We start from the raw sequence: 14,310 nt of genomic DNA on the forward strand, positions 1-14,310 counted from the left end.
CCGCTTCCTACTGCGGCCTGTACGGCTGGCGGCCCACCCACGGAGCCACCCCCACCGGGGGCCTGCTGGCGCTGGCCCCCTCCTTCGACACCACCGGGCTCCTGGCCGGCGACCCCGCCCTGCTGCGGACGGCGGCCCAGGCGCTGCTGCCTCCGGGCGAGGATCCCGTGCCGGTCACCGAACTCGCCGTGGACGAGGAGCTGACGGCGCTCGCCGAGCCAGAGGTGCGCGCCTCCTTCGAGGCCGCCTGCCGGGCGCTGACCCTGCGCACCGGGCTGCCCCTGGCACGTACATCCACCGGAGCCTTCGAGCAGCGGGAGGAGTGGTTCGCCGCCTTCCGTACAGTCCAGGCCGCCGAGGCCTGGGAGCAGCACGGCGCCTGGATCACCCGACACCCCGGTGCACTCGCCCCGGACGTCGCGGCGCGCTTCGAGAACGGACGCCGGGTGAGCGCGGCCGAACGGGCGGAGGCGGAACAGATCCTGGCCGGCGCGCGGAAGGCGCTGGACGCCGTACTGCCGCCCGGGACCGTCCTGTTGCTGCCCGCCACGAGCGGCCCCGCCCCCCGCGCCGACGCACCGCCCGAGGAGGTGGAGGCCGTACGTGCCGCCACCCTCCGCCTGACCTGCCTCGCCTCGCTTGCCGGGCTCCCGGCGGTCGTCGCACCGCTGCTGCGGGTGCGCTCCCTGCCCGTGGGGCTGTGCGCGCTGGGCGCCCGGGGCTCCGACCGGGCACTGCTGAACCTCACCGCCGATCCGAGGGACCCCGCGCATGCCTGAGCCCCACGGTCTGATCGGCCCCAACTCTCGCAACGCATGGCAGGCCGACGGCAGATCCGTCACCCTGGCGCGTCCCCGACGCGACCCGCACCCCGTCACCGTCAAGGCGCTGCCACAAACCGTGGTCGCCGACCTCGCCGCCACCGCGCTGATCGTCGTCGACATGCAGAACGACTTCCCCCGCCCGCGCCCCGATCCCCGTCATCGCCAGCCTGCTGCCCCAGCTTCGCGCCGCCGACGTCCCGGTCGTCTGGCTCAACTGGGGCAACCGCCCCGACCGGGCCAACCTCCCGCCCGGCGTCCTGCACGTCTACGACCCGGACGGCACCGGCGGCGGCATCGGCGCACCACTGCAGGGCGGCGCGGGCCGGGTGCTGGAACGAGGCAGCCCCTCCACCGCACTCGTCGCCGGGCTGGAGGCGGCCGACGGAGACCTCCACGTCGCCAAGTACCGGATGAGCGGCTTCCAGGACACCGAACTGGACAGCGTGCTGCGCAACCTGCGCGTCGACACCCTGCTGCTCGCCGGCGTCAACGCCGACCAGTGCGTCCTGGCCACCCTGATGGACGCCGCCAACCTCGGCTACGACGTCCTGATGTTGGAGGACGCGGTGGCCACCACCTCGCCCGCGTACTGCATGGACGCCACGCTCTACAACGTCCGTCAGTGCTTCGGGTTCACCCTCACCGCCGAGGCCCTGCGGGAGGCCCTGAAGTGAACCTCCTCCAACCCGGACGCGGCCCCCTGGACGGTGACCACTACCTGCCCGCCGACCCCTCCCGGGTGCACTGGGGTCTGCTCCCCAACGCCACTGCCAAACCAGCGCTGACCGTCCGCTCGGGCGAGACCGTCACCTTCGACACCACCAGCCACGAGGGCATCCTCGAAGACCAGGGCCGCGACCCGGCCGCGTTCTTCGGTGGCGCCGGCATCCCCGGGAACCGTCTGCTGCACGACGCCGTCGAACTGGCCGCCTCGCCGCGGGAACACCTGCCTGACACACACGGCCCGCACGTCGTCACCGGACCCGTGGCCCTGCACGGCGCGCAGCCCGGCGACGTCCTGGAGATCGAAGTACTGACCCTGCGCCGCCGCGCCCCCTATGGAGTGATCAGCAACCGGCACGGCAAGGGCGCCCTCCCCGGCGAATACCCGCAGACACCCCCGGGCGAGCCGGCCAGCATCGTAGCGACCGTCGGAGGCGACGGCCGGGGCCGTCTCCCGGTCGGCGACGGCCGCCAACTCGCCTTCCCCCTACGGCCCTTCCTCGGCATCATGGGCGTCGCCCCGGCCACCGAAACCCCCGTCCACTCCGTGCCGCCGGGCCCGCACGGCGGAAACATCGACGTCCGCCACCTCGGCACCGGCGCCCGGCTCTTCCTCCCCGTCCAGGTCCCCGACGCCCTCTTCTACGTCGGTGACCCGCACTTCTCCCAGGGCGACGGCGAAGTCGCCCTCACCGCCTTCGAGGCCCCGCTGCGCGCCACCCTCCGCCTCACCGTCCACAGCGACCCGACCACCCGCTCCCTGGCGGCCCGTCTGCGCGCCCCCTTCGCCGAGACGCCGACCGAGCACATCGTGCTGGGCCTCGACCACGACCTCGACGAGGCCCTGCGCAACGCCGTACGCGACGCCCTCACCCTCCTCACAGACCGGTACGGCCTCCCTGGCCCCGTCGCACTCGCCTATCTCAGCGCGGCCGCCGACTTCCACATCTCCCAGGTGGTCGACATCGTCAAGGGTGTCCACGGCCGCATATCCAAGGCGGACCTGACGGGCTGAGCCGCTGTCGCCCGAGGGCGAAGCGTCGGAGTAGCGGCGACAGGGGCGGTCGCCGCGAAGCCGTCAAAGGCCGCATGCGTCGGCGCTCGGTCGGTCGGCAAGACCACTGTGCAGGGGTGGTCCCCTCCGCGCTGCGCATCGCCTACGTCCTGGTCGGCGGCGAGCAATGTCCCAAAGGCGCGCCCGCGGCGAGTCGGACGGCGATCCGCTCACTCGTCGGCGGGGCCATGGTCGAAGAGCAGGCGTACGAAGTCGGTGACGGGCCCGACGATGTCGAGGTCCTGATCGAGCACCCACTGCAAGTGGAGCCCGTTCAGTACGGCAAGGAAGAGTACTGCCGCGCTCTCGGGCGGGATGCCTTCGCGCAGCCTGCTGCGTGCGGCCTCGTCCTGGAGTCCCTCGGCGAACTGGGTGCGTCCGCGGTCGTAGCGTTCGACGAAGTAGGTGTGGGCGGGATGATCCGGCCGTGAGGCCGCGACGGCGAGTTCGATCCACAGGCGCATCAGCTCCGGCGCCTCCTGGTGGTGGCGGAAGAGCTCGCTGAGGTAGGGAGCGAGCTGGTCCGGGCCGCCGACCTCTTCCAGCCCCTGTTGCCAATCCTCCGTGTCGCGTTCGGCGAGCACCTCGGCGAGGAGCTCTTCCTTGTTGCGGAAGTGGTGCAGGAGGCCGACGTGGGTGATGCCGACTCGCTCCGCGATGTCACGGAGGGAGGCTCCGGCGTAGCCGTTCTCGGCGAAACTGTCGCGTGCCGCTCGTACGATCTCCGCCTTGCGGGCGGGCGTCTTGGCATACGGTCCACGTGCTTTGGCCTGGCCCATGGTGCTCCCACTCTCCTCGGCAGCGACTGAACTCTCGAAAGTTACCATATGGTAGGTATTCGCGCCTCGGCCTCCTCCGGTGGTGGACGGGTGAAAGGTAACGCTCTGATCACGAAGGTCGATCGCACTCTTCCCGTGCTTGCTCCACGGGCCTAGCGTCCCATCGAAAAGCAACCGCGTGGTAAGGGTTGGCGTGATCGCTGCTCCAGAGTTGCCATGGAGGCGGACGCGCCCACGGACGACGATGCCGACGCACGGCTGGACCGATAGACGCATGACCCCAACACCCGCACGGCGCACACCATTTCAGCTCCAGCCCTGGCCATCGGGCCATGGCGCAGGTCTCGTGACGTTTCTCGACGCCGGCCACCATCCGACAGTTCGGTACCACCGACCAGGGTCGCGAGAGGGCCGCATCATGATCCATTACGTAGCGCACCGCCTCGGAGCGGGCCTGGTGCTCGCCGCCCTGGCGACCGTGATCATGTTCTCGCTGCTGACCGCCTCCGTCGACGATGTCGTCGGCAGTGGCACGAGACCCTCCCGCATCCAGGCCGAGCAAGCCCACCTGAGGCTTGACGGCCCGCTGTTCACCCACTATCTGGACGGGCCGTCCCATGCGGTCCGTGGCGACCTCGGCCTGTCGTACTTCACCAGCGAGCCGGTCCGGCCCACGATCGCGGCCCGCTTCGGCGTCACGCTGTCGATCGTGCTGGCCGCCCTGTTCGCGGGCGTGATGCATGGCGTCCTGACAACCGCCCGGGGTGGCGCCGTCGACCGGATCGCCCAGAGCGTGGCGGTGGCCGGCTGTCCGCAACTGCGCCGGCCCCGCCCGCCCGGTGTGGCTGCGCGGCGTACCGAGCGTGCACATCGACGACATCACGGTCGTGACCTCGGCGGCAACATCGGAGCGGTCGAGTGCGACGTGGCCACCAGCACACGCCACGGTCCGCATCCGCGTCCGGGGTGCGTCGGGCAGCGAAGCGGCGGTGTCCGACAGTGCGAGCGGCGCCGTACAGATCGAGGACGTGACGCCGTGGCGGCCGGGCGTGGCCCACCCGTCCGGCCTCGTCGCCGAAGTGGTCGACGGCGACGGGGCGGTGGACACCTACCCGGCCCTCGGTGGTACATCGCGACCGGAGGGGGAGGAATGCCAGGCACTCTGTCCGCCCACCAACGGCCGGGTCGTCGACCGCATCGAGAAGGCCGTCGGCGAACACGTCCGGAATTACGCCGACTTGCAGACCTCGTACGGCATCCACCGCGTCGACGGCGACAGAAGGGGCGTCTTCACCCCCGACCGACGGCCGTAGGCGGCCGTGCACGTTCTTCGTGCGCGGTGGCGCGGACCGGGCGGACGCGAGCGGTCCGGTGGGTGCTGATGTGCCACTTCACCCTTCGGAGGAAGCGTCCTCGTACCGCTGGAGGAACCGCTCCACGAACTCAAGGGCCTCCGCGTGCCCGGTCGTCATGCCCATCGTGTTCTCCATCATGAGGATCCGGCCGAGAGCGTTCGTCAGCATGAGCAGCACGGCCGGCGACACCTCGGGCGGCAGTTGCGCACCGGTCTCGGCGAGGCGCCGGGTGAGTGCCTCCAGTTGTGCCTCGCGGTAGCTCTCGGCGCGGGCGGCGAGTTCGGCGCGGATCGCCTTGCGGTGATTGGCCAGGGCGGTGAACTCAGTGGTCAGTGCGTTGCCCGGATGGCTGGTGAGCTGCCACAGAGCGCGTATCGGCTGCCGGCCGTCAAGCCGACGGGCGACCCGCTCCAACTCCTCGTCACCGCGCCGCCGAAGCACGGCGAGGAACAGATCGTCGAGCGTACGGAAGTAGTACAGCACCAGCGCCGGCGCCACCTCGGCCTCTCGGGCCACCCGGCGGACGCCGACGGAGGCGTACCCCTCCTTCAGCATCAACCGCTCGGTGACATCGAGCAGGACCTGGCGCGTCTTGGAGTTCTCGGTGCCCATACGGCGAGGCGCAGTCATGTCGCTCATTGTCCTTGACGGTTCCGGAGGGCGCTGTTAAACAGTTGTTCAGCGCTCGTGTTAAACACTCGTTCAACATGAACGGAGGGCGAGATCGATGGCTCGCTATACGGGCACCCGCACCCCACGCGTCGAGGACGCCCGGTTGCTGACCGGCACCGGCACCTACGTCGACGACGTCGTACGGCCGGGAATGCTGCACGCCTGCTTCGTGCGCAGCCCCGTGGCACGGGCCCGCATCATCACGATCGACGTGTCGGAGGCGCTCCAACTCGACGGCGTACAGGCCGTGTTCGTCGCCCAGGACCTCAACCCCGGTGTGCGGGAGCAGTGGTACACGCTCAACGGGCGCGAGGACCCCGACACGCCTCGCCCGCCGCTTGCCGAGGGTGAGGTGCGGTTCGTCGGCGACCCGGTGGCGATGGTCGTCGCCGTCGACCGCTACATCGCCGAGGACGCGGCGGAGTTGGTCGTCGTCGACTACGACGAGCTGTCGCCGGTCGTCGACTACGCCACCGCCCTGGAGTCCGCCCACTCCGTCCACCCGTCCCGTCCCGGCAACCTGGTGGGCGAACTCGTCGGCCGTCCGATGGAGGACCTCACGCCGGTCTTCGAAGCCGCGCCGCACGTGGTCGGCATGACCATCCGTCAACAGGCGTACTGCCCGGTGCCGATGGAGACCCGCGGCATCGTCGCCGAATGGTCCGCGCCAGCCGGGGAGATGACGATCTGGGCGGCGACGCAGTCCCCGCACGAGGTCCGTTCCTTCTGCGCCCGGCTGCTCGGCGTCGACGAGCACCGGGTGCGCGTGGTGATGCGCGATACCGGTGGCGGGTTCGGGCAGAAGGTGCTGCCGCAGCGCGAGGACATGTGCGTGATGCTCGCGGCCGCCAAGCTGCCCGCCGCGCTGAAGTGGATCGAGGACCGGCAGGAGCACCTGCTCGCGGCCGGCCAGGCTCGTCACGAGCACGGCGAGGCGCGCATGGCCCTCGACGACGACGGCCGCATCCTGGCCGCCACCCTCGACCACGTCCAGGACGCCGGCGCCTACCCGACCCCATCCCCTGTACAGAGCGGCATCGCCGTCGGCCTGCTCTTCCCCGGCCCCTACCGCATCCCCCAGGGCACCTTCCGCTCACAGTTCGTGTTCTCCAACACCAGCGGACGGGTGGCCTATCGCGGTCCCTGGCAGTTCGAGTCCATGGCCCGCGAGGTCCTCCTCGACACCGCCGCCCGCCGCATCGGCATGGACCCCGTCGAACTGCGCCGCCGCAACATACTGCGCCGTGAGGACCTGCCGACAGCGAACTTCAACGGCATGCCCTACGACCACATCACCCCGTACGAGACCTTCGAGCAGGCGCTGCAGATCCTGGACTACCCGGCCTTCCGGCGCGAGCAGGAGCAGGCCCGCGCCCAGGGCCGCCACCTCGGCGTCGGTACCTGCACCTACGTCGAACCGACCGCCGGCGCCACCCCGTTCCACGGCACCGAGGGCGCGACCATCCGCATCGAGCCCTCCGGCAAGGTCAACGTCTACATGGCCGGCGGATCGTGCGGCAACAGCCTGGAGACCACCGTCGTCCAACTCACCGCCGACGCGCTCGGCGTCGCGATCGACGACGTCAGCACCATCCAGGGCGACACGGCGCTCACTCCGTACGGCGCAGGCACCGGCGGCAGCCGGTCCGGTCCCATGACCGCAGGCGCAATCGCCGAGACCGCGGCGGGATTACGTGACCGGATCCTCGCGATCGCCGGTCACCGGCTCGAAGTCGCCGTGGAGAAGCTGGAGTTGACCGGCAGCCGGGTGTCCGTGACGGGTGACCCCGAGAAGGCCCTCACTCTCGCCGAGATCGCGGACATCGCCTATTTCCAGCCCCACGCCCTGCCGCCAGGTGTGCCGGCCGGTCTGGAGGCCAGCGGACGCTACCGCTCACCGCACCTCATGATCTGGGCCAACGCCACACACTTGTGCACCTGCGAGGTGGACATCGTCACCGGCGGCGTGAAGCTCCTGCGCCACATCGTCAGCGAGGACTGCGGGCCCATGATCAACCCCAGTGTGGTGGAGGGCCAGATCTACGGCGGAACCGTCCAGGGGATCGGTGGTGCCCTCTACGAGCACCTCGCCTACGACGAGGACGGCAACCCGCTCGCCACCACGTTCATGGACTACCTCCTGCCCACCGCCACCGAGGTGCCGGTCATCGAACTGGGGCACATCGAGACACCGAGCCCGGGACCCGGCGGCCACAAGGGGGTGGGGGAGGGCGGCGCGATCGGCTCCGCCCCGGCCGTCGTGAACGCGGTCGCCGACGCCCTCGCACCGCTCGGTGTGGAGATCGGCCGACTGCCCCTGACCCCGGCGACGATCGTCGAACTCGTCGAGCAGGCAGGGGTGGTGACCCCGTGAAGCCGGCAGCGTTCGAGTACCACGCGCCCACCGGCGCCGAGGAGACGGTCGCGCTGCTCGCCGAGTTGGGCGACGAAGGGAAGACCATCGCCGGAGGCCAGAGCCTGGTCCCCATGCTGGCGCTACGCCTTGCCGCCTTCGGACACCTCGTCGATCTGCGCCGTGTGGACGAACTCCGAGGCATCGAACAACGCGACGGGACGGTGCGCATCGGTGCCACGACCACGCAGGCCACCCTCCAACGCTCCGAAGAAATAGGGAGCCTGATGCCTCTCCTCGCTCGCGCCACCCCCCTGATCGGCCACTTCCAGATTCGCAACCGGGGCACCATCGGCGGCTCACTCGCCCACGCCGACGCCGCGGCCGAGTACCCGGCGGTGGCGCTGACTCTGGGCGCCGAACTGGAGGCACTGTCGGTGCGCGGGCGCCGGAGCATCCCCGCAGCAGGCTTCTTCACCGGCACCTGGACCACGGCCCTGGCCGAGGACGAACTGCTGACGGCCGTCACCTTCCCCGTCTGGCACCGGCCCTGCGGATTCGCGATCGAGGAATTCGCCCGCAGGAGCGGGGACTTCGCGCTCGCCGGTGCCACCGTCGCGGTCGGCCTGGGCGGCGACGGGCGCATCGACCGCTGTGCCATCGGCCTGTTCGGACTCGGCCGGACCGCGCACCGGGCCCACACGGCGGAATCTGAACTCCTCGGCGGCGAACCCACCGAGGACAACGCCGACGAAGTCGCCGAACTCGCCCTGGCGGGCGTCGACTCGGTCCCGTCGGACCTGCACGGATCGGCCGGCTATCGCAAACGCGTCGGCGCGGCCATGGTGGCCCGCGCCTGGCGACGCGCCGTACGGGAGGCAGCCCATGGCTGACGACATCGACATCCGGGTGCGGGTCAACGGCCTCCCACGCCGCGACACCGTGCCGCCCAGGCTCACCCTCGCCGACTTCCTGCGCGTCAACTGCGGCCTCACCGGCACCCACTTGGGCTGCGAGCACGGTGTCTGCGGTGCCTGCACCGTGCTGCTGGACGGCGAAGCCGTACGCGCCTGCCTGGTCTTCGCCGTGCAGGCCGACGGCAGCGAGATCACCACCGTCGAGGGGCTCGCCTCACCCGACGGCGAACTGTCCGCCGTGCAAGCCGCGTTCCGTGAGCAGCACGGGCTGCAGTGCGGCTTCTGCACTCCGGGCTTCGTCGTCACTGTGACCGCCTTCCTCGCCGAGAACCCCAAGCCCACCGATGAGGAGATCCGGGAGGCCCTGTCCGGCAATCTGTGCCGCTGCACGGGCTACCAGGGGATCGTCAACGCCGTCCGGGCTGCCGCCGACAGCGAGGACTCCACATGAAACTGCAGAACACGCTCACCGTTCCCGCGTCCGTGGAGGAGGCCTGGCGGGTTCTGCTCGACATCGAACGCGTCACTCCGTGCGTGCCCGGGGCGACACTCACCTCCCGCGACGGCGACAGCTTCCAGGGCCGGATCAAGGTCAGGCTCGGACCCGTCAGCCTGACCTACAGCGGCACCGTCAAGTTCCTGTCGCGGAACGAGGCGGACAGGACGGTGGTGCTGGAGGCCGGCGGACGGGAGAGCCGCGGCAACGGGACGGCCAAGGCACTGGTGACGTGTCGCCTGGCCGGTTCCGGCGAGACCTCCACCGACGTGTTCGTGGACACGGACCTCGCCATCACGGGCAAGCCCGCCCAGTTCGGGCGCGGCACCCTCGCCGAGGTCGCGGGCGCCCTCATCGGACGGTTCGCCGAGAACCTCGCTGCCGAACTCGCCGTACCCACCCCGGCTCCCGCTGCCGTACCCGCCCCGACCCCGGTGGTTGCCGAACCCGTCGACCTCATCGACGCCGCCGGCGTGGGCGCCCTCAAACGCATCGCACCGGCGGCCACGGCGTTCGCCGTGCTGTTCCTCCTCGCGCTCCTCGTGCGCGGGCGCCGACGCACCGACCGGTGACCAGGCCTCCGCGCCACCGTCACCCGGACCGACTCAACCCATCCCAGGAAAAGAGGTCACTCATGCCCGGACGAGTGGAAGGCAAGGTCGCCTTCATCACCGGTGCCGCCCGCGGCCAGGGCCGCAGCCATGCCGTACGGCTGGCGGAAGAGGGCGCCGACATCATCGCCGTCGATGTGTGCAAGCAGCTCGACGGCGTCACGTTCCCCATGTCCACGCCCGAGGACCTGGAGGAGACCGTCAACCAGGTGCAGAAGCTGGGCCGGCGGATCCACGCGGTACAGGCGGACGTCCGTGACCACGACGCGCTCAAGTCGGCCGTGGACGACGGCGTGGCCGAATTCGGCCGGCTGGACATCGTGGTGGCCAACGCGGGACTGGGCAGCGGCGGCGCCACCCTCGACGCCATGGAGGAGAAGACCTGGCGCGACATGATCGATGTCAACCTGACCGGCGTATGGCTGTCCACCAAAGTGTCGACCCCGCACATCATCGCGGGCGGCCGAGGCGGTTCGGTCATCCTGACCAGCTCCGTGGGCGGGCTGAAGGGCTACGCGAACATCGGCCACTACATCGCCGCCAAGCACGGCGTGGTAGGGCTGATGCGCACGATGGCCGGGGAGTTGGGGCAGCACAACATCCGCGTCAACACGCTGCATCCCACCCAGGTCAACACGCCGATGGTGATGCACGACGACACCTACCGGATGTTCCGGCCCGACCTGGAGAACCCCACCGTCGACGACTTCGCGGCTGTCTCGCAGGGCATGCACGTGCTGCCCACCCCCTGGGTCGAGGCACTGGACATCAGCAACGCCGTCCTCTTCCTCGCCTCCGACGAGGCCCGTTTCGTCACCGGCGTGACGCTGCCCATCGACGCCGGCGCCCTGATCAAGTGAGCCGTATATCAAGGGAGTTGCGTTCGTGACTACCGCAGACCCGATCTACTGGGACCCCTACGACCCCACCCTCGCCCGCGATCCCTATCCCCTGTACGCCCGGCTGCGCGAGGAAGCGCCGCTCTACTACAACGACAAGCACGATTTCTACGCCGTCAGCCGCCACGCCGACGTCCAGCGCGGTCTCGCCGACTGGCAGACCTACTCCTCGGCGCGCGGCGACATCCTGGAGATCGTCCAGGCGGACATCGAACTCCCGCCCGGCACCCTCATCTTCGAGGACCCGCCCGTCCACGACATCCACCGCCGGCTGCTCGCCCGGCTGTTCACACCTCGTCGGCTCGCCGGTCTGGAGCCACGGGTCCGGGCCTTCTGCCGGCGCGCGCTGGAGCCGGTTACCGGCGCCGACCGGTTCGACCTCGTCCAGGCCGTCGGCGCCGAGATGCCGATGCGGGTGATCGGCATGCTGCTGGGCATCCCCGAGGCCGACCAGCCCGCGATCCGCGACTACACCGACGACACACTCGGCACCGCGAACGGCGGGAAGATCGACGAGGCGGACATCCTCAGCACGGAGGCGTTCCGGGACTACATCGAGTGGCGCAAGCAGCACCCCTCGGACGACCTCATGACCGAGTTGATGACCGCCGAGTTCGAGGACGAGAACGGCGTCACGCGCACACTCACCGATGAGGAGGTCCTCACCTACTGCACGGTGGTCGCCGGCGCCGGCAACGAGACCACCGGCCGCCTCATCGGCTGGTTCGGCGCGCTGATGGCCCGATATCCCGAAGCCCGCCGGGAGTTGGCCGCCGACCCCTCCCTCATCCCCAACGCCATCGAGGAGATCCTGCGCTTCGAGCCGACCGGACCTTTCACCGCGCGCCACGTCACCAAGGACGTGGAGCTGTACGACCGTACCGTGCCGGCCGGCAGTGCCATCCTCTTCATCCAGGCCGCCGCCAACCGCGACCCCCGGCGCTTCGACGATCCGGACCGCTTTGACATCCACCGGGTCACCCAGCACATGAGCTTCGGCGTCGGTGCCCACTACTGCCTGGGCGCTGCTCTGGCCCGGCTGGAGGGCCGGATCGCGGCGGAGGAGATCCTCCGGCGGTTCCCCGGCTGGGACGTGGACTGGGACGGCGCGGAGCTGGCACAGACCTCGACCGTCCGCGGCTGGAAGACGCTGCCACTGGTCATCGAAGGAGTCCGAGGATGACGGATCGGTGGAAGGTCGCCATCGACACACGGGTGTGCGTCCGCACCGGGCTGTGTGCGGCCTCCGCACCCGAGCGGTTCGAGCTCGACGAGAACGGCCAGGGGCACGCGAGGTCCGCCACCCTGGCGGCGTCCGAAGAGGTGCTGGAGGTGGCCGAGTCGTGCCCGATCGAGGCCATCGGCATCACGGACGCGGACACCGGCGAGCGGGTCTTCCCGCCGTCGGGCGCCTGAACATTTCTTCAACTGACTGACTGCTAAGGCAGTTGACTTCACGCCACGACGAAACTAGATTCCTGTCATGCGGAAATGATGTTCTCGAACCTGCGTAACCCTGCTCTCCAAGGAGTCTGGTGTCGTGGTTGAACCGTCCGTGAAGGAACAGATCGTCCTGGCCGCCGAGCGGCTCTTCGCCGAGCACGGCCTCGATGGAGTGTCTCTGCGCCAGATCAGCACGGCGGCCGGGAACGGCAACAACACGGCGGTGCAGTACCACTTCGGCACGAAGGAGCACCTTGTCCAGGAGATCTTCGAGTACCGCCTCCCGGAGCTGAACGAACGACGCAGGCTGCTGGTCGCGCGTCGGCGCCCGGACGATCTCAGATCATGGGTGGAGTGTCACCTCCTGCCCGTCCTGGAGCAGGGCGAGCAGGAGGGCAGCCACTATCTGAGCTTTGTCGCGATGCTTCAGCAGTACGGCCGCCGGGACATCTTCGAACGCCTTTCAGCCGAACTCAGCAAGCCCACCATCGACTTCGTGGAGCGCATCGGCACACTGCTGCCCCACATTCCCGAGCCGTTGCGCGGTCACCGCATCGCGCAGGCGCTGGCCTTCGGCGTGCACGCCGCGTCCGAACGCGAACGCACCCGGGCCCGCGGCGGGCACGTGCTGCCCTTCGCCGTGCACGTCGGCGACCTGCTGGACGGCCTGGTCGGCTTCCTCCAGGCCCCCGTGTCGTCGACGACCTCGTCCGTGCTCGTCGAGACAGGACCGAATGAACCGGTCCTGCCGTTTCATCCCTGAACAGCCGCCCTTCCACCCGTGAGCGGAGGAACGACGCCGCGATGAGTATCGATCTGCACAACGCCGTGGCCGTGGTCACCGGCGCCGGCAGCGGGATCGGCCGCGCCGCGGCCCACTCCTTCGCCCGGCGCGGCGCACGTGTCGTGGTCACCGACCTCGTCGGCGAGCGGGCGCACACCGTCGCCGGTGAACTCGGCGCCCGGGGCCTAGCCGCGGAATGCGACGTGACCAGCCTGGACGACCTGCAAGCGGTGCGGAAGCTTGCCCTCGACCGCTTCGGCCGACTCGACCTGGTCATGAACAACGTCGGCATCCTGGCCGTCGGCCCCGTCGAGGACATTCCCCTGGACGCGTGGCAACGCGTCGTGGACGTCAACCTGTTGGGCGTCGTACGCAGCAACCTCGTATTTCTGCCACACCTGTTGGAGCAGGGGTCGGGCCATGTCGTCAACACCGCTTCCATGGCCGGTCTGTTGCCCTACGGATTCGACCGCCTGCCCTACACCGCGACCAAGCACGCCGTCGTCGGCCTGTCCGAGGCGCTCGCCCTGTACCTGCGCCCACGCGGCATCGGCGTCTCCTGCCTGTGCCCGGCCGGCGTGGCCACCAACATCGTCGAGCAGATCAGCTTCTACGGGAAACCGGCACCGCCCCGGGGCCCCGACTTCCCCGTCGTGGACGCCGATGCGGTCGGCGAACTCGTCGCCGAGGGAGTCACCCACGACCGCTTCCTCATCCTCACCGCACCCCAGGCCGCCGACGAACTGCGCGAGCACGGTGCCGATGTCGACGCCTACCTGTCCCGTCTGACGAAGGACGCCTTATGAGCAGCACACTCGACAGGCTTCGCCTGGACGGCAAGGTCGCCGTCGTCACCGGCGGCGCCGGCGCCATCGGCCAGGTCTACGGCCGCGCACTGGCAGAGGCCGGCGCCTCCGTCGTCCTCGCGGACCTCAACGCCGAAGGCGCCGAGCAGGCCGCCAAGTCCCTGGCCACCGACGGACTGCGCACGCTCGGCGTGCAGGTCGACATCACCGACCGCGCCTCCGCCGCCGACATGGCCGCGAAGACCACCGCAGCCTTCGGCGGCATCGACATCCTGGTGAACAACGCCGCGTTGATGGCCGAGATCCCCCAGGTCGACATCCTGGACCTGCCCGACGACTGGTTCGACCGGGTCATGCGCGTCAACGTCCTCGGCGCCGTCATCTGCGCGGGCGCGGTCAAGGCCTCCATGGTCGAGCGAGGCGGCGGACGCATCATCAACCAGGTCTCCGCAGGCGCCTTCATGGGCGGCGGCATCTACGGCGTCAGCAAACTCGCCCTGGTCAACATCACCGTCGGCCTCGCCCGCTCACTCGGCCCACTCGGCATCAACGTCAACGCCATCGCCCCCGGCCTGGTCGAGAACGAACCCGGCC

The 14,310-nt window shown here is 70.0% G+C and carries 16 protein-coding genes; 14 read left to right on the forward strand and 2 right to left on the reverse strand.

What is annotated here, in order from left to right:
- The 3 genes from AC31A1_RS08250 to AC31A1_RS08260 all read left to right on the forward strand — a co-directional run.
- Positions 1-779, forward strand: a 779-nt coding sequence (locus AC31A1_RS08250; RefSeq protein WP_489652600.1) for an amidase family protein, incomplete at its 5' end; no start/stop codon positions are given.
- A gap of 215 nt (positions 780-994) precedes the next feature.
- Positions 995-1,498: a cysteine hydrolase family protein gene (locus tag AC31A1_RS08255; RefSeq protein ID WP_489652637.1), complete on the forward strand. Its 504-nt coding sequence runs from the start codon at positions 995-997 to the stop codon at positions 1,496-1,498.
- The gene (locus AC31A1_RS08260) at positions 1,495-2,562 is read left to right on the forward strand and encodes an acetamidase/formamidase family protein (protein ID WP_489652601.1); all 1,068 of its coding nucleotides are present in this window, start codon (positions 1,495-1,497) and stop codon (positions 2,560-2,562) included. Before AC31A1_RS08255 ends, AC31A1_RS08260 begins: the two co-directional genes overlap by 4 nt.
- Positions 2,563-2,771: 209 nt before the next feature.
- Here AC31A1_RS08260 and AC31A1_RS08265 read toward each other — a convergent pair whose 3' ends face one another.
- Entirely contained in the window at positions 2,772-3,380 is a 609-nt protein-coding gene (locus AC31A1_RS08265) for a TetR/AcrR family transcriptional regulator (protein WP_489652602.1), read from the reverse strand.
- Positions 3,381-4,243: 863 nt separating this feature from the next.
- Here AC31A1_RS08265 and AC31A1_RS08270 point away from each other — a divergent pair.
- Positions 4,244-4,693, forward strand: a complete 450-nt coding sequence (locus AC31A1_RS08270) for a hypothetical protein (RefSeq protein ID WP_489652603.1) — start codon at positions 4,244-4,246, stop codon at positions 4,691-4,693.
- 78 nt (positions 4,694-4,771) lie between these two features.
- On the opposite strand, the gene AC31A1_RS08275 is transcribed toward AC31A1_RS08270, so the two are convergent.
- Positions 4,772-5,365 (reverse strand): TetR/AcrR family transcriptional regulator, encoded by a 594-nt coding sequence (locus AC31A1_RS08275; RefSeq protein ID WP_489652604.1) that lies wholly within the window; start codon positions 5,363-5,365, stop codon positions 4,772-4,774.
- Between the two features lie 97 nt (positions 5,366-5,462).
- Here AC31A1_RS08275 and AC31A1_RS08280 point away from each other — a divergent pair, with 97 nt between their 5' ends.
- From AC31A1_RS08280 to AC31A1_RS08325, 10 genes are all read left to right on the forward strand, one after another.
- The gene (locus AC31A1_RS08280; RefSeq protein ID WP_489652605.1) at positions 5,463-7,781 is read left to right on the forward strand and encodes a xanthine dehydrogenase family protein molybdopterin-binding subunit; all 2,319 of its coding nucleotides are present in this window, start codon (positions 5,463-5,465) and stop codon (positions 7,779-7,781) included.
- Positions 7,778-8,653: an FAD binding domain-containing protein gene (locus AC31A1_RS08285; RefSeq protein WP_489652606.1), complete on the forward strand. Its 876-nt coding sequence runs from the start codon at positions 7,778-7,780 to the stop codon at positions 8,651-8,653. The genes AC31A1_RS08280 and AC31A1_RS08285 overlap by 4 nt, the downstream gene beginning before the upstream one ends.
- Complete coding sequence (locus AC31A1_RS08290) at positions 8,646-9,128, forward strand: (2Fe-2S)-binding protein (protein WP_489652607.1); 483 nt, start codon at positions 8,646-8,648, stop codon at positions 9,126-9,128. Before AC31A1_RS08285 ends, AC31A1_RS08290 begins: the two co-directional genes overlap by 8 nt.
- Positions 9,125-9,745, forward strand: coding sequence for an SRPBCC family protein (locus AC31A1_RS08295; RefSeq protein ID WP_489652608.1), 621 nt, complete (start codon positions 9,125-9,127; stop codon positions 9,743-9,745). The genes AC31A1_RS08290 and AC31A1_RS08295 overlap by 4 nt, the downstream gene beginning before the upstream one ends.
- 62 nt (positions 9,746-9,807) lie before the next feature.
- Complete coding sequence (locus AC31A1_RS08300; protein ID WP_489652609.1) at positions 9,808-10,644, forward strand: mycofactocin-coupled SDR family oxidoreductase; 837 nt, start codon at positions 9,808-9,810, stop codon at positions 10,642-10,644.
- 25 nt (positions 10,645-10,669) lie between these two features.
- The gene (locus tag AC31A1_RS08305) at positions 10,670-11,866 is read left to right on the forward strand and encodes a cytochrome P450 (protein WP_489652610.1); all 1,197 of its coding nucleotides are present in this window, start codon (positions 10,670-10,672) and stop codon (positions 11,864-11,866) included.
- Entirely contained in the window at positions 11,863-12,099 is a 237-nt protein-coding gene (locus tag AC31A1_RS08310) for a ferredoxin (RefSeq protein WP_489652611.1), read from the forward strand. The genes AC31A1_RS08305 and AC31A1_RS08310 overlap by 4 nt, the downstream gene beginning before the upstream one ends.
- A gap of 124 nt (positions 12,100-12,223) precedes the next feature.
- Positions 12,224-12,889, forward strand: a complete 666-nt coding sequence (locus AC31A1_RS08315; RefSeq protein WP_489652612.1) for a TetR/AcrR family transcriptional regulator — start codon at positions 12,224-12,226, stop codon at positions 12,887-12,889.
- Positions 12,890-12,930: 41 nt separating this feature from the next.
- Positions 12,931-13,716 carry an SDR family oxidoreductase gene (locus AC31A1_RS08320; protein WP_489652613.1) on the forward strand — a complete coding sequence of 262 codons (786 nt, stop codon included), beginning with the start codon at positions 12,931-12,933 and terminating at the stop codon, positions 13,714-13,716.
- The coding region (locus AC31A1_RS08325; protein WP_489652614.1) for an SDR family NAD(P)-dependent oxidoreductase at positions 13,713-14,310 on the forward strand (598 nt) is incomplete at its 3' end. The genes AC31A1_RS08320 and AC31A1_RS08325, both read left to right, overlap by 4 nt.

The organism is Streptomyces sp. P5F9, from assembly GCF_057961495.1.